A 20001-nucleotide genomic window follows, 5' to 3' on the forward strand; every position below is an offset into this window, starting at 1 on the left:
CGTTCCTCCTGCGAACGAACAGACTACATATGGGCCGAAGCTTTGTGCTTCGGCCCCTTTTTTATCTCTAGTGGATTGGCGGCCTACCCGCTTTTTCGGTTCGCTTTACTCGGCGGCTTTGATGAAGTCAGCGCAACGCTCACCGATCATGATGCTGGGTGCATTGGTATTGCCGCTGACAATCTTGGGCATCACGCTGGCGTCAGCGATCCACAGGCCATCGAGACCGTTCACCTTGAGCTTAGTATCAACCACAGCATCTTTGTCAGCGCCCATCCGGCACGTGCCGACAGGGTGATAGACTGTATCGGCGCGGTTGCGGATCAGTTCATCCAGCGCTGCATCATCGTTTAGATCTACTGGATGTCGATCGGTCGGACCGAAGGCCTGAAGAGCAGGCGCATCAGCAATGCGGTGCGACAGCCTGATGCCCTCGCGCAGCGTCTCAATATCGCGGTCATCGTCGAGGAAGTTGGGATCTATCACTGGAGCGGCTCCAACATCCGTTGACCCCAGTCGTACAGTCCCCTTGCTTTCCGGGCGAAGCACACAGGCATGAAGTGAGAAGCCGTAGCCTTTCACGTTTTCACGCCCATGGTCTTCAAGAACAGCAGGTACAAAGTGCCATTGGATATCAGGAGCGGGCGCATCATCGCTCACAGTCCAAAATCCGCCCGCTTCGGCATAAGGCGTCGTCATCGCGCCAGTGCGCTTGCGCCGATGTTCAAAGATGGCGCCCGCCATTTTGAGCGTGCCCTTTAACGTCCCACCGATTGGAACATCGCTGGCCGTCTCCCAACCAGAGACATAGTCAATATGGTCTTGGAGGTTTGAACCGACTGCTGGTCGATCCAGCACTACATCGATCCCATGATCCTTCAAATGTTCGGCTGGACCAATGCCAGAAAGCATCATGATCTGCGGGCTGTTAAACGCACCGGCTGAAAGAATCACGCCGCGTTTGGCATAGAGCATTTCAGTGCCGCTACCCGGCTTCTTGCCCCGCCTGATCAGGACTCCGGTGACCTTGCCATGCTCGACGACCAGCTTTTCCACCAGAGTGTTGGTGCGGACCGAAAAGTTCCCCTGTTCGCGGATCGGCTCAACATAAGCCCGCGCAGCTGACCAGCGCTCGCCGTCACGCTGAGTTACCTGATAGAGACCAAAGCCGTCCTGTGTCGCACCGTTGAAATCGGCATTGGCCCGCAATTGCAGCTGTTGCGCCGCTTCGACGAACGCTTCGCTTGTCGGATTGGGAGAATGTTGATTCGAAACGAATAGCGGGCCACCGGCGCCGTGAAAGTCATCGGCTCCGCGCTCATTGCTTTCAGCTTTGCGGAAATAGGGCAGGACATCTTCGTAAGCCCAACCGTCACAGCCCATTTGCGCCCAGTTATCGTAGTCCCAGGCGTTGCCCCTGATATAAACCATCGCGTTGATCGCAGAGGAACCGCCCAGCCCTTTGCCGCGGGGTTGATAGCCAATCCGCCCGTTCAGCCCCTTTTGCGGTACGGTATCGTATTTGTAGTTCGAGGAATTTCGGATGAAGGGCATGAAGCCCGGTGTCTTGATGAGAATATTGTCATTGCGCCCACCTGCCTCAAGCACGCAAACACGGCGTGTACCATCGACGGCCAAACGCCCTGCGACCGCGCTACCGCCACTGCCGCCACCAATGACGATGTAATCGAAACTTTCCATGATCTCTCCTCTTGGGAGATGAGACTAGGCAGCTTCTTAGCTCGCTGCAATCGGGTTTCGATCAGCCACTTTTTTGGATTGCTCCTCTGATCCTTGAGCAGTGCGCTCCTCCCAGCGGGCGCGGATCATATCAGAGGTGTCACGCGATCTATCGTGGCTCCAGCCCGGCTCACGTAACAAGTAGGAGAGCTTATGCGTCCAAGGCGCCTGCCAAATGTCTGTGAACATTCCGATCCATTCATGAAAAACGGACCAGATGAGATTGAAGCTGCCTAGCTGTTTGACGATCCCATAGCGGATCGGTTCGCCGGTCTCTTGTTCCGAGAGTTCTGCCTCAAACGTGCCGAAAAATTTGTCCCAGATTATGAAAACGCCCGCGTAATTTCGGTCAAGATAGCGCGGGTTTGTGGCATGGTGCACCCGGTGGTGGCTGGGGGTGTTCATGACCGCTTCGAACCAGCGCGGCATCTTATCTATTGCCTCAGTATGGATCCAGAATTGGTAAATGAGGTTGAAGCCGCCCACGATCGCCAGCATCGCGGGATGAAAGCCTAAAAAGATCAGGGGAAGGGCGAAAAGCAGGCCAAAGGTGAAGCTACCTGTCCATGTTTGGCGTAAGGCGGTCGATAGGTTGTAGTGCTGGCTTGAATGGTGGTTCACATGCGCTGCCCACATCCACCGAACGCGATGCCCAGCGCGGTGCACCCAATAGTATTTGAGATCATCGAGGGCAAAAGCGAGCGGCCAAGCCCACCACACCGCCCACCATTGCGCACCAAAATCAATCAGCCTGTATTCGTAGGCTTCGATGAAAACATACAAAGCTGCTCCACCAAACAATGCACCTGCAATCGTGGAGCCCAATCCAAAGCTGAGACTGATCATCGTATCCATTGGTTCATAAGCCTGCGGATTGCGCAGGCGCGACCAAACCATTTCCGCCAAAACGGCAATTACGAAGAATGGCACGGCATATTGGGTGGGTGAGAAGTCTGGCATCACAAGACTCTATAGCCGATTGATGGCGTCTGCCCAAAAAGAAGCATCTCTTAGAGCCAGACGCACTTCGCTGAATTGTGTTTCTTTCGCATCAACAATGATCGCGTCGACTACTTCCTGCACTCTTGCAGAGGCTGTCAGTATGCGGCCTACAAAATGATTGCCGTGACGTTTAATCACCATGATCCTGCCCGCCTCATCGCGTGCGATAGCCCCGGATCCATCTCGTGAAATTGAGACGCGTACTGGTTCAAATCCTGCTTCCACTTCGTCAGCTGCGCGCACTACGTCGGCAACTTCCGCTAACTTCGGCTTAACACCAAGACCAAGCCACCGTGCGATCCCAAAAAGCAGTAAGATCGCGAACAGTGAGGCTACAGATTGCAGTATCAGAGGGGGGATTTCCATAGTCTCTCATAAGCTGGGTTGAAGTGAGGATTGGCACGCGAGTTGAATTGCGGCAAGCATAGCTTTGAGGAGACCACCCATGAAGCTGCCCTTCAACCCAATCGGAAAAACCCTCGCTGCTACCCTGGCAGTGCTTGCGCTCGGATCAGCACCGTTGTCCGCAGACGGACATGCAGAATTCGATCCAATTGCAGCCGTGGACGCTCAGTCAGATAGGACAGCGCGCGTGGCAGATGAACTATGGGCGCTGGCCGAACTTGGATACCTCGAAACTCGGTCAAGCGGGCTGATGCAATCCGAGTTGGCGAGCGAGGGCTTCCGAATTCAAGCCGGCATAGCGGAGATACCGACCGCATTTGTTGCTGAATGGGGCGAGGGCGGCCCTGTGATCGCTATCCTTGCTGAGATGGATGCCTTGCCCGGGATCAACCAGTCCGCTGCTTCAACTCGTGATCCTATTGATGGCAAGCATGCCGGCCATGCTTGTGGCCACAACCTTTTCGGTGCTGGCTCATTGACAGCGGCGATTGCGATTAAGAGCTGGTTGGAGGCAACCGGCACACCTGGCCGCGTACGGCTCTATGGCACCCCAGCTGAAGAGGGGGGTTCGGGCAAGGTCTATATGACGCGCGCCGGCATGTTCGATGATGTGGACATCGCGATTCACTGGCACGCCGATGATGAAAACAGCGCTGCTGCCGTCACTAGTCTCGCAAACCGTTCTGCCAAGTTTCGCTTTACTGGTGTTTCTGCCCATGCTGCTGGTGCACCTGAGCGCGGTCGCAGCGCCTTAGATGGTGCCGAAGCCATGAACATGATGGCCAATATGATGCACGAGCACATGCCTCAAGATGCGCGAATGCATTATGTCATCACTAGCGGAGGCAACGCGCCCAATGTCGTTCCCGACTTTGCCGAAGTATTCTACTATGTGCGTCATCCCGATCCCGATGGTGTTGAGCAGATTTGGGAACGACTTGAGAATGCAGCACGAGGCGCTGCCTTGGGCACCGGCACTGAAGTTGAGTGGGAGGTCATCCACGGGAACAACCCGCTTCTCGTGAATGAAACCTTGGCTAGAGTGATGCACGCAAAACTCGAAATGATCGGCGGAGTTGAATACTCGCCGGCCGAGCTTGCATGGGCACGTGAACTGCATTCCTCGTTAGGAGATGCGGCAAAACCACTCTCTAGTGCCGCAGAAATCCAACCCTATGGCGTCGGGCTGGGCTATGGTTCGACAGACGTTGGTGATGTCTCTTGGGCTACCCCTACAGTAGGCGTGCGCACAGCAACGTGGGTGCCGGGCACGAGTGCTCACAGTTGGCAGGCTGTAGCGGCCAGCGGACACTCAATCGGTCATAAAGGCACACAGGTCGCGGCTAAGGCGATGACCCTTATGGCGATCGAGCTTTTCGCGAACCCTCAGCTTCGCAGTCAGGCCCGCGCGGAGTTTGAAGCAGCACGCGGGGAGGATTATCAATATCGATCACTCTTGGGCGACCGTGACCCTCCACTTGATTATCGCAGATAGGCTTTAGCGGGACGCGAGCATGTCGATCATGGGCTTGATGGGGCTCACGTCGTATCCCGCCGCCATTGCATCACGAGCAATACCGTCTGGGTCCACACCACTTTTCGCCTGCGCGAGCGCCCAAAGCAGTGTGGAGCGGGTGCCTGATCGACAATAAGCAAGCGCTGCTCCATCGTTGCTGTCCAATGCAGCAATCATCGCATCGACCTGCACTTCGCTCATGCCGGAATGACCTATTGGGATTGCAACATATTTGAGGCCCATGGCTTTGGCCGCCGCCTCAATATCTGCACTTTGCGGTGCAGATGGCTCCTCGCCATCAGGGCGATTATTTATAATCAGCGTCACCCCGAGCGACTTTGCTTCTGCCAAATCGTCAATGACAATTTGTGGACTAGCGAAGACGACATTTGAGAGTTTTCGGAAATCTGACAACGCGCGCACGCTCCTTTGAATTTCATACATCGCTTTGGACTTGGAAGATTTACGAGGCAAGTATCAAGACCTTAACCATTCAATCGAAATTGTCATAATTTTGCGCCACTCATCTTGTTGAGGTTAAATCATTCGCATAGCGCGCTTTTGTGCGCTATGTTGTGTTGAGAACGTGGAGTCGTTTTCGATGACACATCTGCGCTTGGTGGCAAATTGTTGCCCTCACCACCATCGCACCAAAGGTTCGGGCATCGTTATAAGGTACGTACTGAATTATGGGTTACGATAGGGGACGTCGGCGCGGCCGGGACAAGCGCGACGGTTTCGGTGAGGACAGCTTTGATCCTTTTGGCGGCGGTGGAGACGGATTCCCGCCCCCTAACGACTTCGGTAATGATCGTGGTGGTGACCGCTTCGGTGGAGGCGGTGGTGATCGCTATGGCGGCGGAGGCGGCGGAGACCGCTTCGGCGGCGGTGGCGACCGGTTCGGCGGCGGCGGCCCTCGCGGTGGCGGCGGTGGCGGCCCACGCGGCGGCGCTGGTGGTGGTGGCGGCTTTAACCGTATGCCCGCTCAGGTCGTCGGTACTGGCAAAGGCACCGTCAAATTCTTCAATGGACAAAAAGGCTTTGGCTTCATCCAGCAAGAAACAGGCGGAGAAGATGTGTTTGTACACATCAGCGCAGTCGAGCGTGCTGGACTCGAGGGCCTAGCCGAAGGTCAAGAACTCGAATTCAACCTTGTTGATCGTGGTGGCAAGATTTCCGCGCAAGATTTGCAGGTGGTTGGAGAAGTAATTGCGGCGCCTGCTGCAGATGCTCCGCCAAAACGCGAGCTGACTGGCGAGAAAGCCACTGGAACCGTGAAATTCTTCAACTCAATGAAGGGCTTCGGGTTTTTGGTGCGTGACGATGGCCAGCCAGATGCTTTCGTGCACATTAGCGCTGTCGAACGCTCCGGTCTTACCGCAATCAATGAAGGTGAACGGTTTGAGTTCGACCTTGAAGTTGATCGACGAGGCAAGCATTCGGCCGTCAATCTGGTGCCTGTCCAGGGCTAACCGGAATTCGACAGTAAGGCCGTTTGACCCATGAAGAGAGCGGCACTAAACGATAAGGAAATGGCGGCTCTTCTCGGGCCGCCTTTTTCTTTTTTGGCAAAGCCAATACTAAAACGACAAAGACAATTGCGAGGATCAACGAATGTCAATCAGCCCGCTCATGCCAGTTTACCCACGCTGCGGTGTGCGCCCTGTGCGCGGAGAGAACTGCCACTTGATTGACGAAGATGGCACCCGCTATCTGGATTTTGCGAGTGGGATTGCGGTCAATCTGCTTGGGCATTCTCACGAAGGACTGATAAACGCGATCCAGGAACAAGCATCAACATTGATGCATGTTTCCAACCTTTACGGCAGCCCACAAGGGGAGCGACTGGCTCAGCAGCTGGTCGATAACACCTTTGCGGACACGGTGTTCTTCACAAATTCCGGAGCCGAGGCCGTCGAAGGAGCGATCAAGGCGGCACGAGCATACCATCAGAATGCCGGTGATGAGGGTGACAAGAATCGCTTTGAGCTGATTACCTTCACGAATGCATTTCATGGGCGTACAATGGCGACGATCAGCGCATCCAATCAGACCAAAATGCACCAAGGCTTCTCACCATTGCTCGACGGGTTCAAATACGCCGAATTTGATGACCTCGAGGCGGCAAAGGCGCTAATGGGACCTAAGACAGCCGGGTTTTTGGTTGAGCCTATTCAGGGGGAGGGGGGCATTCGACCCGCTTCTGATAGCTTTATGAAGGGCCTGCGCGCGCTCTGTGATGAGCACGATCTCATGCTGGTGCTGGACGAAGTCCAATGCGGCGTTGCGCGCACGGGCAAAATGTATGCCCATGAGCATTATGGTATTGAGCCAGACATTCTCGCAACTGCAAAAGGATTGGGTGGAGGGTTTCCACTTGGTGCAGTCATATCCACCGAAAAGGCTGCGCGTGGCATGACATTTGGCACTCATGGATCGACATACGGCGGCAACCCTCTTGCTATGGCGGCAGGAAGCGCGGTTATGGAAGCCGTAGCTAACGAAGAGTTTTTGAGAGAGGTCACGGAAAAGGGTGAGCGCATCCGCACGCGGCTTGAGCAGTTCATCGGAAACTACCCCGACCTGTTTGAACTTGTCCGCGGCAAAGGTCTGATGCTTGGAATCAAGATGAATGTGGAGAGCAGACCATTCTTTGTCCACCTGCGTGACAATCACCAATTGCTGACCGTTGCGGCTGGTGATCAAACTTTGCGAGTCATCCCTCCGCTGGTAATCGGTGATGCCGAGATCGACGAGTTTTTTGAGAAGCTCTCAGCTGGTGCCGCTAGCTTCAAAGTTCCCGAGACTGCCTGATGGGAGGCAAAAAACCGCATCAGCACTTTTTGGATTTAGGTGATGCTGGCGCCGATGCTATTGCTGCGATGCTTGCAGACGCAATTGACCGCAAAGCATCGCGCGCTGACTGGCCAAAAGGAAAGGTTGATCCAGATGCTCCTCTGGAGGGACGGGTCCTTGCTCTTGTGTTTGAGAAGAATTCCACACGCACTCGCGTGAGCTTTGACATGGCGATGCGGCAGCTGGGTGGAAGTGTCCTAATACTCGACTCCGGTTCAAGTCAGTTAGGGCGGGGGGAAAGCATTGCAGATACCGCTCGGGTGCTAAGCCGGATGGTCGATGTCATTATGCTCCGGACCGACGACCATGCGCAAATCGAAGAAATGGCGCGCCATGCCAGTGTTCCGGTAATTAACGGTCTTACAGACCGCTCACATCCCTGCCAAATAGTGGCAGACTTACTTACCATCATCGAGAGCAAGAAACCACTTCCTGGGCTGGAAGTCGCATGGTTTGGTGACGGTAACAATGTGTTGCACTCAGTGCTAGAAGCGGCAGGGCTGATGAAATTCAATGTGCGTGTCGCGACTCCAGCCGGGTATGAACCAGATCCAGAATTCGTTGAGCTTGCTCGCGCTGGAGGCTCAAGTGTGAGTCTTACTCAAGACCCAATCGAAGGTGCCAGTGGTGCAGATGTGATCGTTACCGACACTTGGATATCGATGGGTCAAGATGATGCAGTAGAAAAGAAAAAGGCGATGGAGCCATTTCAAGTCAACTCAGCATTAATGGCGTGTGCCAAGACTGATGCAATTTTTCTCCATTGCTTACCTGCGCACGTGGGCGATGAAGTCAGTGAAGAGGTTTTCGAAGGATCGCAGTCCGCCGTTTTCGCTGAAGCGGAAAACCGTATCCATGCCCAGAAGTCAGTTCTGCTTTGGAGTTTTGGCTTACTGTAGACCAAAATGGATTGGTCAAAACTTTCAGGCCAAGGGTTCAAGTCAGCCTGCGCAATCACCACGTTCCCATTATGAGTAATCAATCCGAGACATTTGCCGACAGACTATTGGGGTTCACGCTGCCGGATCGCAATGCGCGTGCGCGGTTGGTGCGTCTCGATTGTGTCGTTGATGAAGTGCTAGATGCGCATGACTATCCTGCCTCGGTGAAACACCTGCTGAGCGAGGCTCTTGTCTTGGCTTGTTTGATGGGCGGCCTGCTTAAGTCTGAAGGCGGCGACGCCCAACTAACTATGCAAGCACAGACGCAGAATGGGGTGATATCGCTGCTCGTGTGCGACTTCAGAGGAGGTAACGTTCGTGGCTATGCTGATTTTGATGAGAAGGCTCTCGCAGGATTAGGCGCGAATCCCTCGCTTCCCGCGCTTTTTGGTGATGGCTACCTCGCGATCACCTTCGAAACCGACCGAGGTCAACGGTATCAGGGGATTGTGCCACTTGAAGGAGACACTCTTGCCGAAGCCTGCCAGGCTTACTTTAGCCAGTCGGAGCAAGTTCCAACTCTAATTCGGGTCGCCAGCCGGTCAAATACGGGTCGTGTAGTTGCCGCGGGCCTACTAATTCAGCACCTCGCAGATGGCGAGGAGGGCAGGGAGCGACTGCATGTGCGAATGGATCATCCCGATTGGGAGCATGTTGCAACCATGGCAGGGTCAATCAGTCATGACGAACTTTTAAATTCCACCATCTCGCTCGAGACTATTGCTTGGCGATTGTTCCATGAGGAGGATCAAATCCGTGTCCAACCCGGAGCGAAATTGTCCCGGGGTTGTCGCTGCAGCAACGAACACTACGAGAGGGTTATGGCTGGCTTTGCTCCAGACGACTTGGATGCCATGCGGAACGAAGCAGGTGTCATATCTGTCGATTGTGCTTTTTGCTCAAAGACTTTTTTGCTTCGAGCTTAACGGTTCGTCGTTGTTCAGCGTCTACTCATCGTGCAAATGCGATTGTATTCAGGATTTAACCGTCGGTTTTGGCAAGGATAAAAAAATGGAGCGCCGCGTAAACATATCCCTTTTGGGGCTATCGGCAGTGATCGGTTCGATTGCTCTTGGGGGTGTATTGCCGGCCGCTGCTCAAACAAGTGGCCTAACCATGCTACGGGGACTGACCCAAGGCGAATGGACACTGAAATACAGGGACGGGGCACCTGACAAAAGAATTTGTGTGCAGACCGGAGAAGAACTGATCCAAATCAAGCATTCTGGAAGTCAGTGTAGTCGCTTTGTTGTGGAAGATGCTTCCAATAAAGTGACGGTCCAATACACATGCCCTGGGGACGGCTATGGCCGAACAAACATCCGAAAAGAATCTGAGACACTCATTCAGATTGAAAGCCAAGGCATAGCATCAGGCTTGCCATTCCAGTTTTCTGCCGAAGCGCGAAGAACTGGAAGTTGCACGCTCTAATTATTGCGCTAAGCGCTCATCTATGAACTCCAGCGATACTCAGAGTAACCAGCCCAAGGCGATCATCCTTCTGTCTGGCGGCCTAGATTCTATGGTTTCCGCTGCAATAGCTTTGGAGCAGGGTTTCCAAGTCCATGCGCTGACCTTGAACTATGGTCAGCGCCATCAGATTGAACTGGACCATGCGCGAAGAATCGTAAAAGCTCTGGATTTAGCAGGTCACGTAGAACTGGACTTGGACCTTAGGGTGTTCGGAGGTTCAGCTCTGACCGATGACATAGATGTTCCCAAAGAAGGTGTGGGCACTGATATTCCGGTAACCTATGTGCCAGCACGAAATTTGGTGTTTCTTGCGCTCACAGCGGCTTGTGCGGAGGCGGCTGGTGCTAGCGACGTATTCATCGGCGTAAACGCGCTGGACTATTCGGGCTACCCGGACTGTAGACCCGAATTCATCGCCAGTTTCGCCGAAACTGCAAGGCTAGGGACCAAAGCGGGAGTTGAGGGCGCTACTTTCGATATTCACACTCCTCTTCAGCACATGTCCAAAGCCCAGATCGCCGGTGAGTGCGTTCGATTAGGTTTGAATCCAGCGTGGAGTTGGTCGTGTTATGACCCATCGCCGTCTGGGATTGCATGTGGCAAATGTGATTCCTGTCGCTTGCGAAAAAAGGGTTTTGAAGAAGCCGGATTAACCGATAGCACTGCTTACATGGCTTGACTCCGCGGAAGACGGACTATGCGAAAACATTGGGCCGATCTGGGAGATTCTTTTGAGCAATGAAGCTGAATTGGTGTCAGACACCTTGGACAAGGATAGTGACACCGTTCCTGCATACAGCTGGTATGCTTTGGGCGTACTTGTTGTCGTTTATGTTCTGAACTTCGTTGATCGCCAGATTTTGTCAATCTTGGCAAACGATATCAAAGCGGATTTGGGTGTCGATGATGCCTACCTTGGCTTTCTTTACGGCACCGCTTTTGCGATCTTTTATGCCCTATTTGGCATTCCGCTTGGACGACTAGCCGATAGTTGGAAGCGAGTGCGGCTAATGACCATTGGCTTGGCCCTATGGTCCGCGATGACTGCTGCGTCAGGTTTTGCTCGCGATGCAGGGACGTTGACCGTCGCAAGGATAGGCGTTGGAGTAGGTGAGGCAACGGCCAGTCCTTCCGCTTATTCCTTAATCTCAGATTGGTTCCCTGCGCGGCTTCGCGCCACGGCGCTCGCGATTTATAGCTCTGGCCTCTATATCGGAGGAGGAGTATCGCTCGCAATTGGCGGCCTCGTCGTCGACAATTGGAACACTGCCTTTCCGGATGGGGGCCCATTAGGACTAGCAGGATGGCAAGCTGCTTTCATTGCCGTAGGTTTACCAGGTTTGCTATTGGCCGTTTGGGTTTTCACGCTTCGAGAGCCAGTACGCGGCGCAATTGATGGTTTGGAGACGCCTGAAGATCCGCATCCATTCCGCGGATTCGTGCAAGAACTTAACACTGTCATTCCGGGCTTTACGTTGGTCGGAGCAGCCATGAGAGGGCCAAGCGCGTTGGCCCTAAATTTGGTGGTTTTGGCCGCCTCGATAGCGATCGCTTACACTTTGACAGAAGTCTTAGCCTCGGGCGATGGACTGATTATTCCCTGGATCACAGACCAATGGCTTTTATTGGCGATTGGCTACTACGCCGTTTTCTGCTGGGCAAGCGCACTGCGGCGAAGAGACTACCCTACTTTTGCGCTCACTTGGGGGTCGCCGGCATTCCTCTGTACAATATTAGGTTACGGGACCGTCGCATTTATGGCGTACTCAGCCTCGTATTGGGGAGCACCATATGCCGAGCGTGTCTTTGACGTATCAAAAGGCACATTGGGCTTCTGGCTTGGCGGAGGTGGCGCCGCTGGCGGATTCCTAGGGGTAATCTTGGGTGGCCGAATGGCTGATGCACTTTACCAGAGGACTTCCGCAGGGCGTATCTGGGTTATTCTATTCGGCCTCGTCAGCCCTATCCCATTTGCGATAGTGCAGTACACAACTGACAGTTTTGCGCTATTTATTGCGTTAAACGTTGTGGTTGGAGCACTAGCGGCATCGGCCTTGGGGGCTGCTGCTGCTAGCAGCCAAGCCCTCGTTTTGCCGAGAATGCGTGGTACTGCCACAGCGACGTTTTTCTTGGCAACGACGTTGGTCGGTCTTGCTTTGGGCCCTTACACGGCTGGCTACGTCTCAGCACAGAACAACGGCGACCTGAGCACTGGGGTGTTATCTACTTTGTGGATCACCCCGATCGGACTTTTGCTACTAATCGCAGCCTTGAAGCTTGTGCCAGAGGCAAATAAAACAGTTCTGGAGCGCGCTAGAGCTGCCGGCGAGCAAGCCTAATCGAATTGGCGTCTTTGAACACGGGGCGCTCGGAGCTTCGTTGCCGCCCACTTAGCTCTCTCTTCCTTGATGCTCAAGCACTCACATGTCGTGAGCCTATCGCCCACATTGACGCTAGTCGGATCGAAGACAAAAAAAAGAGGCCGGATCACTCCGGCCTCTTTCCGTATTTTGCTCTAGGAGCTGAGTTGCTTACATTCCTGAACCAGGGCCGTAAGTTACTTCAACCCTACGGTTTTGTAGCTCGCGAACACCATCGGCAGTTGGTACGCGAGGTTGCGATTCACCAAATGCTTCGCCGCTAATCCGACCATCAGGAATACCCCGACCGGTGAGGTAGCCTCGCACTGACGTATTGCGACGCTCAGCCAAGCCAATGTTGTACGATACACTGCCGGAGCGGTCTGCGTGACCAGCCAACATAACATTTGCAGTGCCACAATTGGCATACGCCGTAACCGCATTGTCCAGAATGGTCGCTGCGTCAGCCGTGATGACTGATTCATCATGATCAAAGAACACGATGTATGGGCCAGTGTTACACGGTGGCGGTGGCGGTGGCGGTGGTGGAGGCGGTGGCGGTGGCGGTGGCGGTGGTGGAGGCGGTGGTGGAGGCGGTGGTGGAGGCGGCGCCTCGCCGCCAAAGTTATAAGTGATTGAGCCAAGCAAAGAATGTGAGCTCAGATCAGTCTCAAACGACCTCCCAAGCGCATCGATTAGCTCAACGTTTTCCGCGTTGAAGTAACGATACTTCAATCCTACGTCCCAACTATCGCTAATCGGTGCGCGAACCCCTGCAAGCAACTGCCAGGCGAGCCCTGTATCGGAATCGTCGTATGCTCCAGGACCGTTGGAATTTACAAATGCGTGCAAGTCCACGCGCGCAACGCCAACGCCAGCACCAGCAAATGCTTGAATGCCATCATCAGCGCCGAAATCAAACATGCCGTTTAGCATAAAGCTAAGTGCGTTGAAGTCACCAGCAGCCGGAAGGACACCAGTGGTGGTTACAAAACCACCAGGAGCGGCAGCCGATGGGTTTACCACGACACCCTCTGAGACTGAGGCCACTTCTTGGACATCAGCTTCGCGGTAGCTTGCTTCGGCTTCCAACCGGAAAGCACCGAAGTCATACCCGACCGCTCCGCCAAAATCGGAACCAGTATCGTGGTCTGCTGTGACATCATCGGATGTCCCGTCAACATCAAACGTGATGTCCTCGACGAGCATTACACCAGCATCACCCTGTACATACCATTGGCCTTCGCGAGCCATGGCGGGCGTAGTGAGTGCCGTTGAGGCCATCGCCAAACCTATGACGATATTACGCATTTAATTATCCCCTTCTAAAAGCTTGAGGCGCAAGCCGGTCTTATCTCCTCCAATGATGAGTAGCAAGCAATCAATGGGTTGAACTGTTGCAAGAATGCCGCGTTCTGCCTTTGCCATTGCAAATTTTGCGATAATTGCAGGCCACATAGCTGGTTTGGTATGCTCGTCGTCCTGCTAGAGGCGCGGAAAGATCCCAAGCGAACGAAGGGCTTCGACCAGTTCATTCAGAGTGTTTCGCGCCTCTTGATCGACTGTCACCCCGCCAATGGGTTTGGCTGGTTCAACAGCATCCTGCCATTCAAAATCATAGTGGATGGTATGGCCGAGGTCGTTCTCGAAAAGGTGCATGCCCGGATATGGTGTGACGAAATGCCATGAGCCCCCAATTGCGATTGCGAGTTCACCTTCATGGCCTTGCCAAAGACCATCTGGATTGGGGCCTATACGAAAAATCGACCCTTCAATTGGTGGTGAAGGGGGGGTTGCTAACGTGGCATCGACGCTGCGTCGCAAAATGATATCAATCAATGCAAATGAATGGTTGATTGAGATTTCTTTTTGCGCTTGCCCAGAAAAAAGAAGAGGGAGCAAGTGACTTAGAGTAACCGATGGGAAATCGATCAAAGCAGACATAAAGGTTCTCCAATACTTACGAAAGGTTCAGTAGCTTTAGCGCGCTTGAATGCGAAAAAGTCCCTGATTGACGGACCCAAAGACTGTTGGGACCGAAAGTGTCGACCAATTCAGCAATATCTGTGTCAGAAAACTCAATACTCGCGGTCCCGATGGTCCAAGATGTCGCTGGTGCATCCACATCGCCATAACCCACGATGTATTCTTCACGCTCCTCGATGAGCGGAACTTCACCCGAGACTGGCCATTGCAGCTGGCCCCTACATCGCCGTGTCCAGCATAACATCATCGAACCATCTGGTTTACGTTTAGCGCGAGGCCAAACGGGCATTAGAGGCCGTCGTGACAAACCGGCATTACGAATAACTGCAAAGACAGGCTCGGGGTCTGCTAGGCCCACGGCCGCAATGCGCGTAGTGATTTCTTGGGGAATCTGAGTGGGCTCTAAAAGAGTGAGCCGTTCGTCGATCAGGACAACTTCAGTACCGACCGGATGAACGGCCTGGGCGCTATCCTCGGTACCGGCGCGACCTCGTAGCAACCCGCTTATCCTCCAACGCTGTCCGGCTATTCGTTCGGCACGAAGGAATTGAACGACTTCTGCCCCGACGAGCAACTTGTTGGCGCCCATCGCCAAGCTGGAGAAATCGGTGTTGGAGAGCTCCAAGTCGTCGCCGCCGAGATCCAACTCGAAGGATGCGCCGGCTTCGACTACAGTGCAATTGGAGGGGGAAATTGAGCTCGCCAATTTCGCTGTTACAGCTCGGTTGCGTGATGCGGCTCCGATGCTTGCAAGTGTCGATCCTCGTTCAACAAACAGACTAGCGCCGTTCCAACCAGCAGTCGCTCCGCTAACGGCGGCATACGAAATAGCGGTATTCGGGTCGGAGGAGTTGTCTGGTGGAACTTCCGCAGCACTCAAAAGCGTCGGCGAGCTTAATACATCAATGGGAGTGGTAGCTTCTCCTGCATCACCAACACCAATTGCATCTAGTTCAGGAGCAATCCGATCCAGCTCCAATTCGACTCCAACATCGGACCATTCCCAAGTCTTGATAAGCCAAAGGCCTTTTGCGTCCGGCATTCTCACAACCGCCCCGGGCCTTAACTCATCGTCTAATTCTATCATCCTCCAAACGGCCTGCTCATTTTTCCAGCGAGCTCTGTGTGTGTTAAGGTTCGCTAGCTGTTTTGCTCCGTTGGCAGACATTGCAGCAGGCAGATCGATTATAGTTTCTCGCCCTTCTGGACGTAGACCAAGTGCCCTTTGCACACTTGGCTGATAGTCACGCTCTTCATCATAGTAGCGCAAACCCCATGGTTCTTTTCCCATTGTCTGGCCGCGCTGTTTAAAGCGTTCGCTCGCATCTTCGCTGCCATTCTCAGAAATCTGTGCTGGGAGCGTTTTGACATTTTCAGTAAGGTTTGTTCCGGATGAGAATACTAGCCCCTCAACCGTGTTGATGCAGCTCAATGCATAAACTCGGCTCAAGGCTACCAGTGATGCTCCAATCGCACCGCCTTCGTCAGAGAAACCGCGGATATGTTCAAGCAACACCTCATTGCTGGTTTTGATGCTCATAGGTGCCAATTGCTGGACGGACACGGTCTCATTCGCGGGCGCAAAGATTTCAAATGTCAGAGTTGGGATGCGATTGCCGAACTCGCCAAGCTGCAGATCTTCGAACACGACGTAGGCGCAATCGCGAAACGCTGGGGTTCCGATGCCTTTATCAGCGGCAATCAAGGGGTCTACTTCACTATCCCCATTTCCGAGGTAAAGCCTCAAAGAGCCGCCTACCTTGAGATCACCGTTTGAGCCACGTAACAGGTTACCGTCTGCCCAAATTCGCCCAATGCGCTCTAAGTGCGTACTGCTCAGCGCAACTGCAAACGAGGCCGAGTAAGAATATGTTTTGGTGGATGGCTTGCCTTTACCGCCACCTTGCGTCGAGGATGTTTCGATCAGGTCAGTTGACCAAATTATTGTGCCACCAACCCGCATGCGACCAAAACTGCGGGGAATGGGCTGGCCGTAGCTTGAGGTGGTAACTGTAAGCTCTCGTAGGCGAGGGCCCTCCCTAGAGCCACCACCAAAGATTGCGTTGTCGGCTTGTCTGCCCAAAAATGCGCCGAAAGCACCGCCGATAGGGCCGCCAATAGCGGTTCCAACTGCCGTTAAAACTAGAGTTGCCAAGGGTCGCTCCATTTTGTGGGTCTGACCAATCGCCAATGCGCAATATGGCCCTGCGAGGTGTCAATTCTTTGACGTACGACGCGCTTGAGTCCGGCATGCGCGTGAATGAACTCGGTGCTGCTAATCGCAATGAGCAAATGCTGTTGGCTAGGCCCTGGTTGCTGGAGCATCACATCGCCACGCTCGATCTCGCCGAAAACTCGTGTAAAGCCAGATTCTTCAGCGCAAAAAAACCAGGCTTCAGGGTTTGAGTTTCGGAGCTTGTAACCTTCGGGAACGCGAAACTTAAAGCCAGCGAGTCGAAGGCTTGTGCCTATTAAGCCCACACAGTCTAAACCTGTAGCGGGGTCTCTCCCAAACAAGCAAAATCGGGTTCCGACGAGGCTTAGGGCGCTTTTGGCAAAATCATCGCCGTGCGATCTAGCTTGGCTCATGCCCCTGATTGACCATAACGTGCCAGCAAGTCGTTTCCAGGTAGAAAAGGCTCTCCGCGAAAGTTGATTCCGTTATTGAAACGACTGGTGCATGTCGCATGGGTGTGGTCGCAACCCTCGCGAAGCTCGACTGTGACATTGACGTCTCCAAGCTCAGCAATTGGCCTATCCAGTGCCAACCAGTCGGCGTTCACGGCGATAATGCTGAAAATGACACCCGATTGTGGACCTGCCAGAAACCTAATTTGCCCATCAAGAAATGCAGGATTTGAGATACCTGCAATTTTCACCCTGTTAAAGTCGTAGTCAATCTCATCAGCGTCGACCCGGCGTGTATACTTGGCGGCAGAGAGGTTGCAGCCGCGTCCACAAAACTGGGCTCTACAGGTCGGGCTAGTCCTTGGTACTAGGTCACTATCGAGTTCAGACTTGGCAGACATTAGCTCTGCGGAGAACCCAAAATTGTTGTCCTCAATCCGTCCAATAGTTCCCGTGTAAAGGACAGTATGGTCGAGATTTTCCCAATCCACTATCCCAACCTCGATCGACGCACGATCATAGAGCCCTGAACTCAGATCGTTCGCACTTATTGAATCGTGGCTCAACACACCTTCAACACCTGAACTTTCATCGGAGAAATCTGCAGTTGTCCGAATCGCGGTCGGTACCATGCCCGGTGCAGCCTTGTGGTGGATGCCACCGAAAATCAGTGTTTTGTCATGGCTAGTGAACCCCAGCGTCACACCGTCGCGTCGATATACGCGCCAAAATGTTGCTGCCGTGTCTAACGGTCGATCAAAGAAAACTCTCATCAAATCTCTTCTTTGATCTCGATCAAAGGAATACTTGGAGCTTCCCCAGATCGAAAGTTTGATGCTGATACATCGATTCTGTCTTCGGCAAATCTAACTGGTACATCGAACAAGAAGCCCGCTCTTACTTCGGCGCCGGTCGCTGGTGGAGTTGTAAGTGTTAGGCGGCCATTTGCAGCGAGCGTCCAATCACTATCAGCGACCCCGTTAATGCTAACGACTAAGGTCTCTCCACGTGGTCGAGTGATCTGGCGGACCTGCGGATCGCTTTCGGACCCATAAACCTTTGTGATCTGAAATTCTGCGGTGAGGCCGTCACCAAGACCAATCAGTTGATCCAAGTTTGTTGGTGTACCGGTCATTCCGTTTGAGCTGTAATCAAATGGATCAGTGATGCGAAATCCCTTGGCAGGACCTCTGCGAGCTCTGAAAAATGCGATCAACTCGGCCAGTTCTGCCTCGGAACGGATTCCAGGCCCCACATCAAAATGAACCCGAGCATCGGACCAAAGCGAATTGCGCCGTTCATGACCCGAGGCAGTCACTGAAACGCTAGTCGAAAATTCCGGTGCAACTGCGGTATTGCGGCCGAGCTCGAATGGATAAAGCACGTCGTCGAATGCTTCCATGGCTTCCTCTTGAGTTTGTAGTAAACGGGTGTAGCCGTCCCTGTTGATTTGCGGCTGTGCCCAGATGTAGCGCCGAGGCACTCTTCGATTTGCGGCCTCATCTATTCCGGCGTCGATCCGTGCCCAGTATGCCTCTGCATCATCTTCATTGAGCACGAAGCCAGATAAATAATCCTGTTTTTCAATAGGATACTGCAATCGCTCTGCGACAAATGAGTAAGCACTTCTCCGCAAAGCGTGAGCTCCGTCAGTTAGCCAGTCGTAGTCCTCAAGTTGTAGGCGATCGAAAGCGGGGGCCGCCCAGCCGATTGGCAGATTGGCGCGGTAAAGTTCAGCCATGTCGGCACTGAGTACCGTAGGTGTGAAGGCCAGCAGTAGCACCTCTGCTGCGCCTGCCGCAGCAGTGCGAATATCATTTGTCAGATTGGCAGTGGACTGAGCAAGCAAGGAGCCAGCTTGATCTAAGAGTGCAATCTGGGTAGCATCCAAAGGCTGACGCATGTCTAAAATGGCCACAGGATCGCCACCAAAAAAGGCGCGAGCGGAATCATCGTAGATGCAAATCTCGCCGGATGCTGTTGTCCACCACCAGGGCTCGCCAATTTGCGCTCTAACTGGTTGGCCTGACGCATCTAGTAATCCGACGAAAGCTGCTGCGCTTGAGCTCAGCCAAGCCATAGCTTGCGAGCTTGCGGGCGAAAGCAAAGTAGATGGCGGCACCCAACCTGTTAACGCTGGGGACCCAGTGCTTGTACGCTGCTTCCAACTCTCAGGGCAGTACGCGTCGAACAGTTCATATGAAATCGATGCAATCACTTCGAGATCGTTTGATCGTGCGATCGAGAAAAAGTTCTCGTGCCACTGTTTTGCAGGCTCACATAATGCGCCGCTCTGCTCTACGAGCAAACCACCTGTCTGCTCGTTCAAACGCATAAAGTGGCTCATGCCAACATAGTGAACAATGTCTTCGCGATACCCCAAGCCGATTGCCCCGCGTATCAACCGAGCGGGAGTTTGATCATAGCCATCATCATAGGCAGTTGCGATGCGTTCCCCATGCACCGGCAGCCGAACATCGCCAATCTCAAGCATCCCATTGCGGCCATCGCTGTTGATCCGGGATATGGTCACGTGTCCGTTGAAGCGTGATGAAAGTGGTTCATTAGCTCCTGCAGCGTATTCAGGCGCGACGATAGAAATGAACATGCGATCAATCTCATAGGAATTGATCGGCACGCCGGGCAAATTGAAGCCGCTCTGAAGTTCAGAAAACGGGAGAACAATTGTTGCGTCGGTTGGTTCTCCGCTTGCGTAATTCCATAACCGAACAAACCAGGTTTGGGCATTGCCGCCTGCGTCCCGCCCTTCGATTGTTAGCGTGGGACCATTGATTTCATCGAGGGGGATAACCCCTTCAGATTGCCAGCGGAAACTTAGCGAAGTGTGGGAGTAATCTTTGTTGGTCTCGTAGGCCAAAAGAGGATGATCAAGTCTGTCCTCGCTATCCCAGATAAGACCAACAAGTTCATCTCGATTGTGCAGCTCGACATCGACCTGCATACTGTCAGGGCCAGTTGTAATGACTGAAGCCATTGCTGGTCGCGGGAAATTTACAGTCCAGAATCTAGGGTCAAAGCGCTGGATAAAGCTAGATTCTTGCGAGCGTAGCTCGCTTGCTAACCAGAAGGCCAT

General features: G+C 53.5%; 17 protein-coding genes. 7 read left to right on the top strand and 10 right to left on the bottom strand.

Going from position 1 to position 20001, the window contains the following annotated elements; all coding sequences use genetic code 11:
• Positions 1-105: 105 nt before the first annotated feature.
• The 3 genes from AC0V6N_RS14495 to AC0V6N_RS14505 are packed head-to-tail and all read right to left on the bottom strand — an operon-like array spanning position 106 to position 3108.
• Positions 106-1701, bottom strand: coding sequence for a GMC family oxidoreductase (locus tag AC0V6N_RS14495; protein WP_486172245.1), 1596 nt, complete (start codon positions 1699-1701; stop codon positions 106-108).
• A 36-nt stretch (positions 1702-1737) separates the two neighbouring features.
• Positions 1738-2700, bottom strand: coding sequence for a sterol desaturase family protein (locus AC0V6N_RS14500; RefSeq protein WP_486172246.1), 963 nt, complete (start codon positions 2698-2700; stop codon positions 1738-1740).
• Positions 2701-2709: 9 nt separating this feature from the next.
• A complete protein-coding gene (locus AC0V6N_RS14505; RefSeq protein WP_486172247.1) occupies positions 2710-3108 on the bottom strand; it encodes a hypothetical protein in 399 nt (132 codons plus the stop codon).
• Between the two features lie 79 nt (positions 3109-3187).
• On the opposite strand from AC0V6N_RS14505, the gene AC0V6N_RS14510 reads away from it, so the two are divergent.
• Positions 3188-4642: an amidohydrolase gene (locus AC0V6N_RS14510; protein ID WP_486172248.1), complete on the top strand. Its 1455-nt coding sequence runs from the start codon at positions 3188-3190 to the stop codon at positions 4640-4642.
• Between the two features lie 3 nt (positions 4643-4645).
• On the opposite strand, the gene AC0V6N_RS14515 is transcribed toward AC0V6N_RS14510, so the two are convergent.
• Complete coding sequence (locus tag AC0V6N_RS14515; RefSeq protein ID WP_486172249.1) at positions 4646-5077, bottom strand: protein tyrosine phosphatase family protein; 432 nt, start codon at positions 5075-5077, stop codon at positions 4646-4648.
• Positions 5078-5352: 275 nt separating this feature from the next.
• Between AC0V6N_RS14515 and AC0V6N_RS14520 the strand changes: the two genes are divergently transcribed.
• The 6 genes from AC0V6N_RS14520 to AC0V6N_RS14545 all read left to right on the top strand — a co-directional run bounded on the left by AC0V6N_RS14520 (position 5353) and on the right by AC0V6N_RS14545 (position 12272).
• A complete protein-coding gene (locus tag AC0V6N_RS14520; protein WP_486172250.1) occupies positions 5353-6135 on the top strand; it encodes a cold-shock protein in 783 nt (260 codons plus the stop codon).
• Positions 6136-6277: 142 nt separating this feature from the next.
• The gene (locus AC0V6N_RS14525; protein WP_486172251.1) at positions 6278-7477 is read left to right on the top strand and encodes an acetylornithine transaminase; all 1200 of its coding nucleotides are present in this window, start codon (positions 6278-6280) and stop codon (positions 7475-7477) included.
• Positions 7477-8418, top strand: a complete 942-nt coding sequence (gene argF / locus AC0V6N_RS14530; RefSeq protein ID WP_486172252.1) for an ornithine carbamoyltransferase — start codon at positions 7477-7479, stop codon at positions 8416-8418. Before AC0V6N_RS14525 ends, argF begins: the two co-directional genes overlap by 1 nt.
• 71 nt (positions 8419-8489) lie before the next feature.
• Positions 8490-9386, top strand: a complete 897-nt coding sequence (hslO, locus tag AC0V6N_RS14535; protein ID WP_486172508.1) for an Hsp33 family molecular chaperone HslO — start codon at positions 8490-8492, stop codon at positions 9384-9386.
• Between the two features lie 527 nt (positions 9387-9913).
• Positions 9914-10612, top strand: a complete 699-nt coding sequence (gene queC, locus AC0V6N_RS14540) for a 7-cyano-7-deazaguanine synthase QueC (RefSeq protein ID WP_486172253.1) — start codon at positions 9914-9916, stop codon at positions 10610-10612.
• Positions 10613-10664: 52 nt separating this feature from the next.
• On the top strand, positions 10665-12272 hold the full coding sequence (locus tag AC0V6N_RS14545; protein WP_486172254.1) for an MFS transporter: 1608 nt from the start codon (positions 10665-10667) through the stop codon (positions 12270-12272).
• 192 nt (positions 12273-12464) lie between these two features.
• Here the strand turns inward: AC0V6N_RS14545 and AC0V6N_RS14550 are convergent, their stop codons facing one another.
• The 6 genes from AC0V6N_RS14550 to AC0V6N_RS14575 form a co-directional block, all read right to left on the bottom strand.
• On the bottom strand, positions 12465-13604 hold the full coding sequence (locus AC0V6N_RS14550) for an OmpA family protein (RefSeq protein WP_486172255.1): 1140 nt from the start codon (positions 13602-13604) through the stop codon (positions 12465-12467).
• Positions 13605-13778: 174 nt separating this feature from the next.
• On the bottom strand, positions 13779-14237 hold the full coding sequence (locus AC0V6N_RS14555) for a DUF2793 domain-containing protein (RefSeq protein ID WP_486172256.1): 459 nt from the start codon (positions 14235-14237) through the stop codon (positions 13779-13781).
• Between the two features lie 16 nt (positions 14238-14253).
• Positions 14254-16470 carry a GTA baseplate fiber-binding domain-containing protein gene (locus AC0V6N_RS14560; RefSeq protein WP_486172257.1) on the bottom strand — a complete coding sequence of 739 codons (2217 nt, stop codon included), beginning with the start codon at positions 16468-16470 and terminating at the stop codon, positions 14254-14256.
• Positions 16422-16868: an NlpC/P60 family protein gene (locus AC0V6N_RS14565; protein ID WP_486172258.1), complete on the bottom strand. Its 447-nt coding sequence runs from the start codon at positions 16866-16868 to the stop codon at positions 16422-16424. The genes AC0V6N_RS14560 and AC0V6N_RS14565 overlap by 49 nt, the downstream gene beginning before the upstream one ends.
• The gene (locus tag AC0V6N_RS14570) at positions 16865-17680 is read right to left on the bottom strand and encodes a DUF2163 domain-containing protein (RefSeq protein ID WP_486172259.1); all 816 of its coding nucleotides are present in this window, start codon (positions 17678-17680) and stop codon (positions 16865-16867) included. The genes AC0V6N_RS14565 and AC0V6N_RS14570 overlap by 4 nt, the downstream gene beginning before the upstream one ends.
• Positions 17680-20001, bottom strand: a complete 2322-nt coding sequence (locus AC0V6N_RS14575) for a DUF2460 domain-containing protein (RefSeq protein WP_486172260.1) — start codon at positions 19999-20001, stop codon at positions 17680-17682. Before AC0V6N_RS14575 ends, AC0V6N_RS14570 begins: the two co-directional genes overlap by 1 nt.

The sequence above is a fragment of the Erythrobacter sp. S57(2025) genome, from assembly GCF_057365055.1.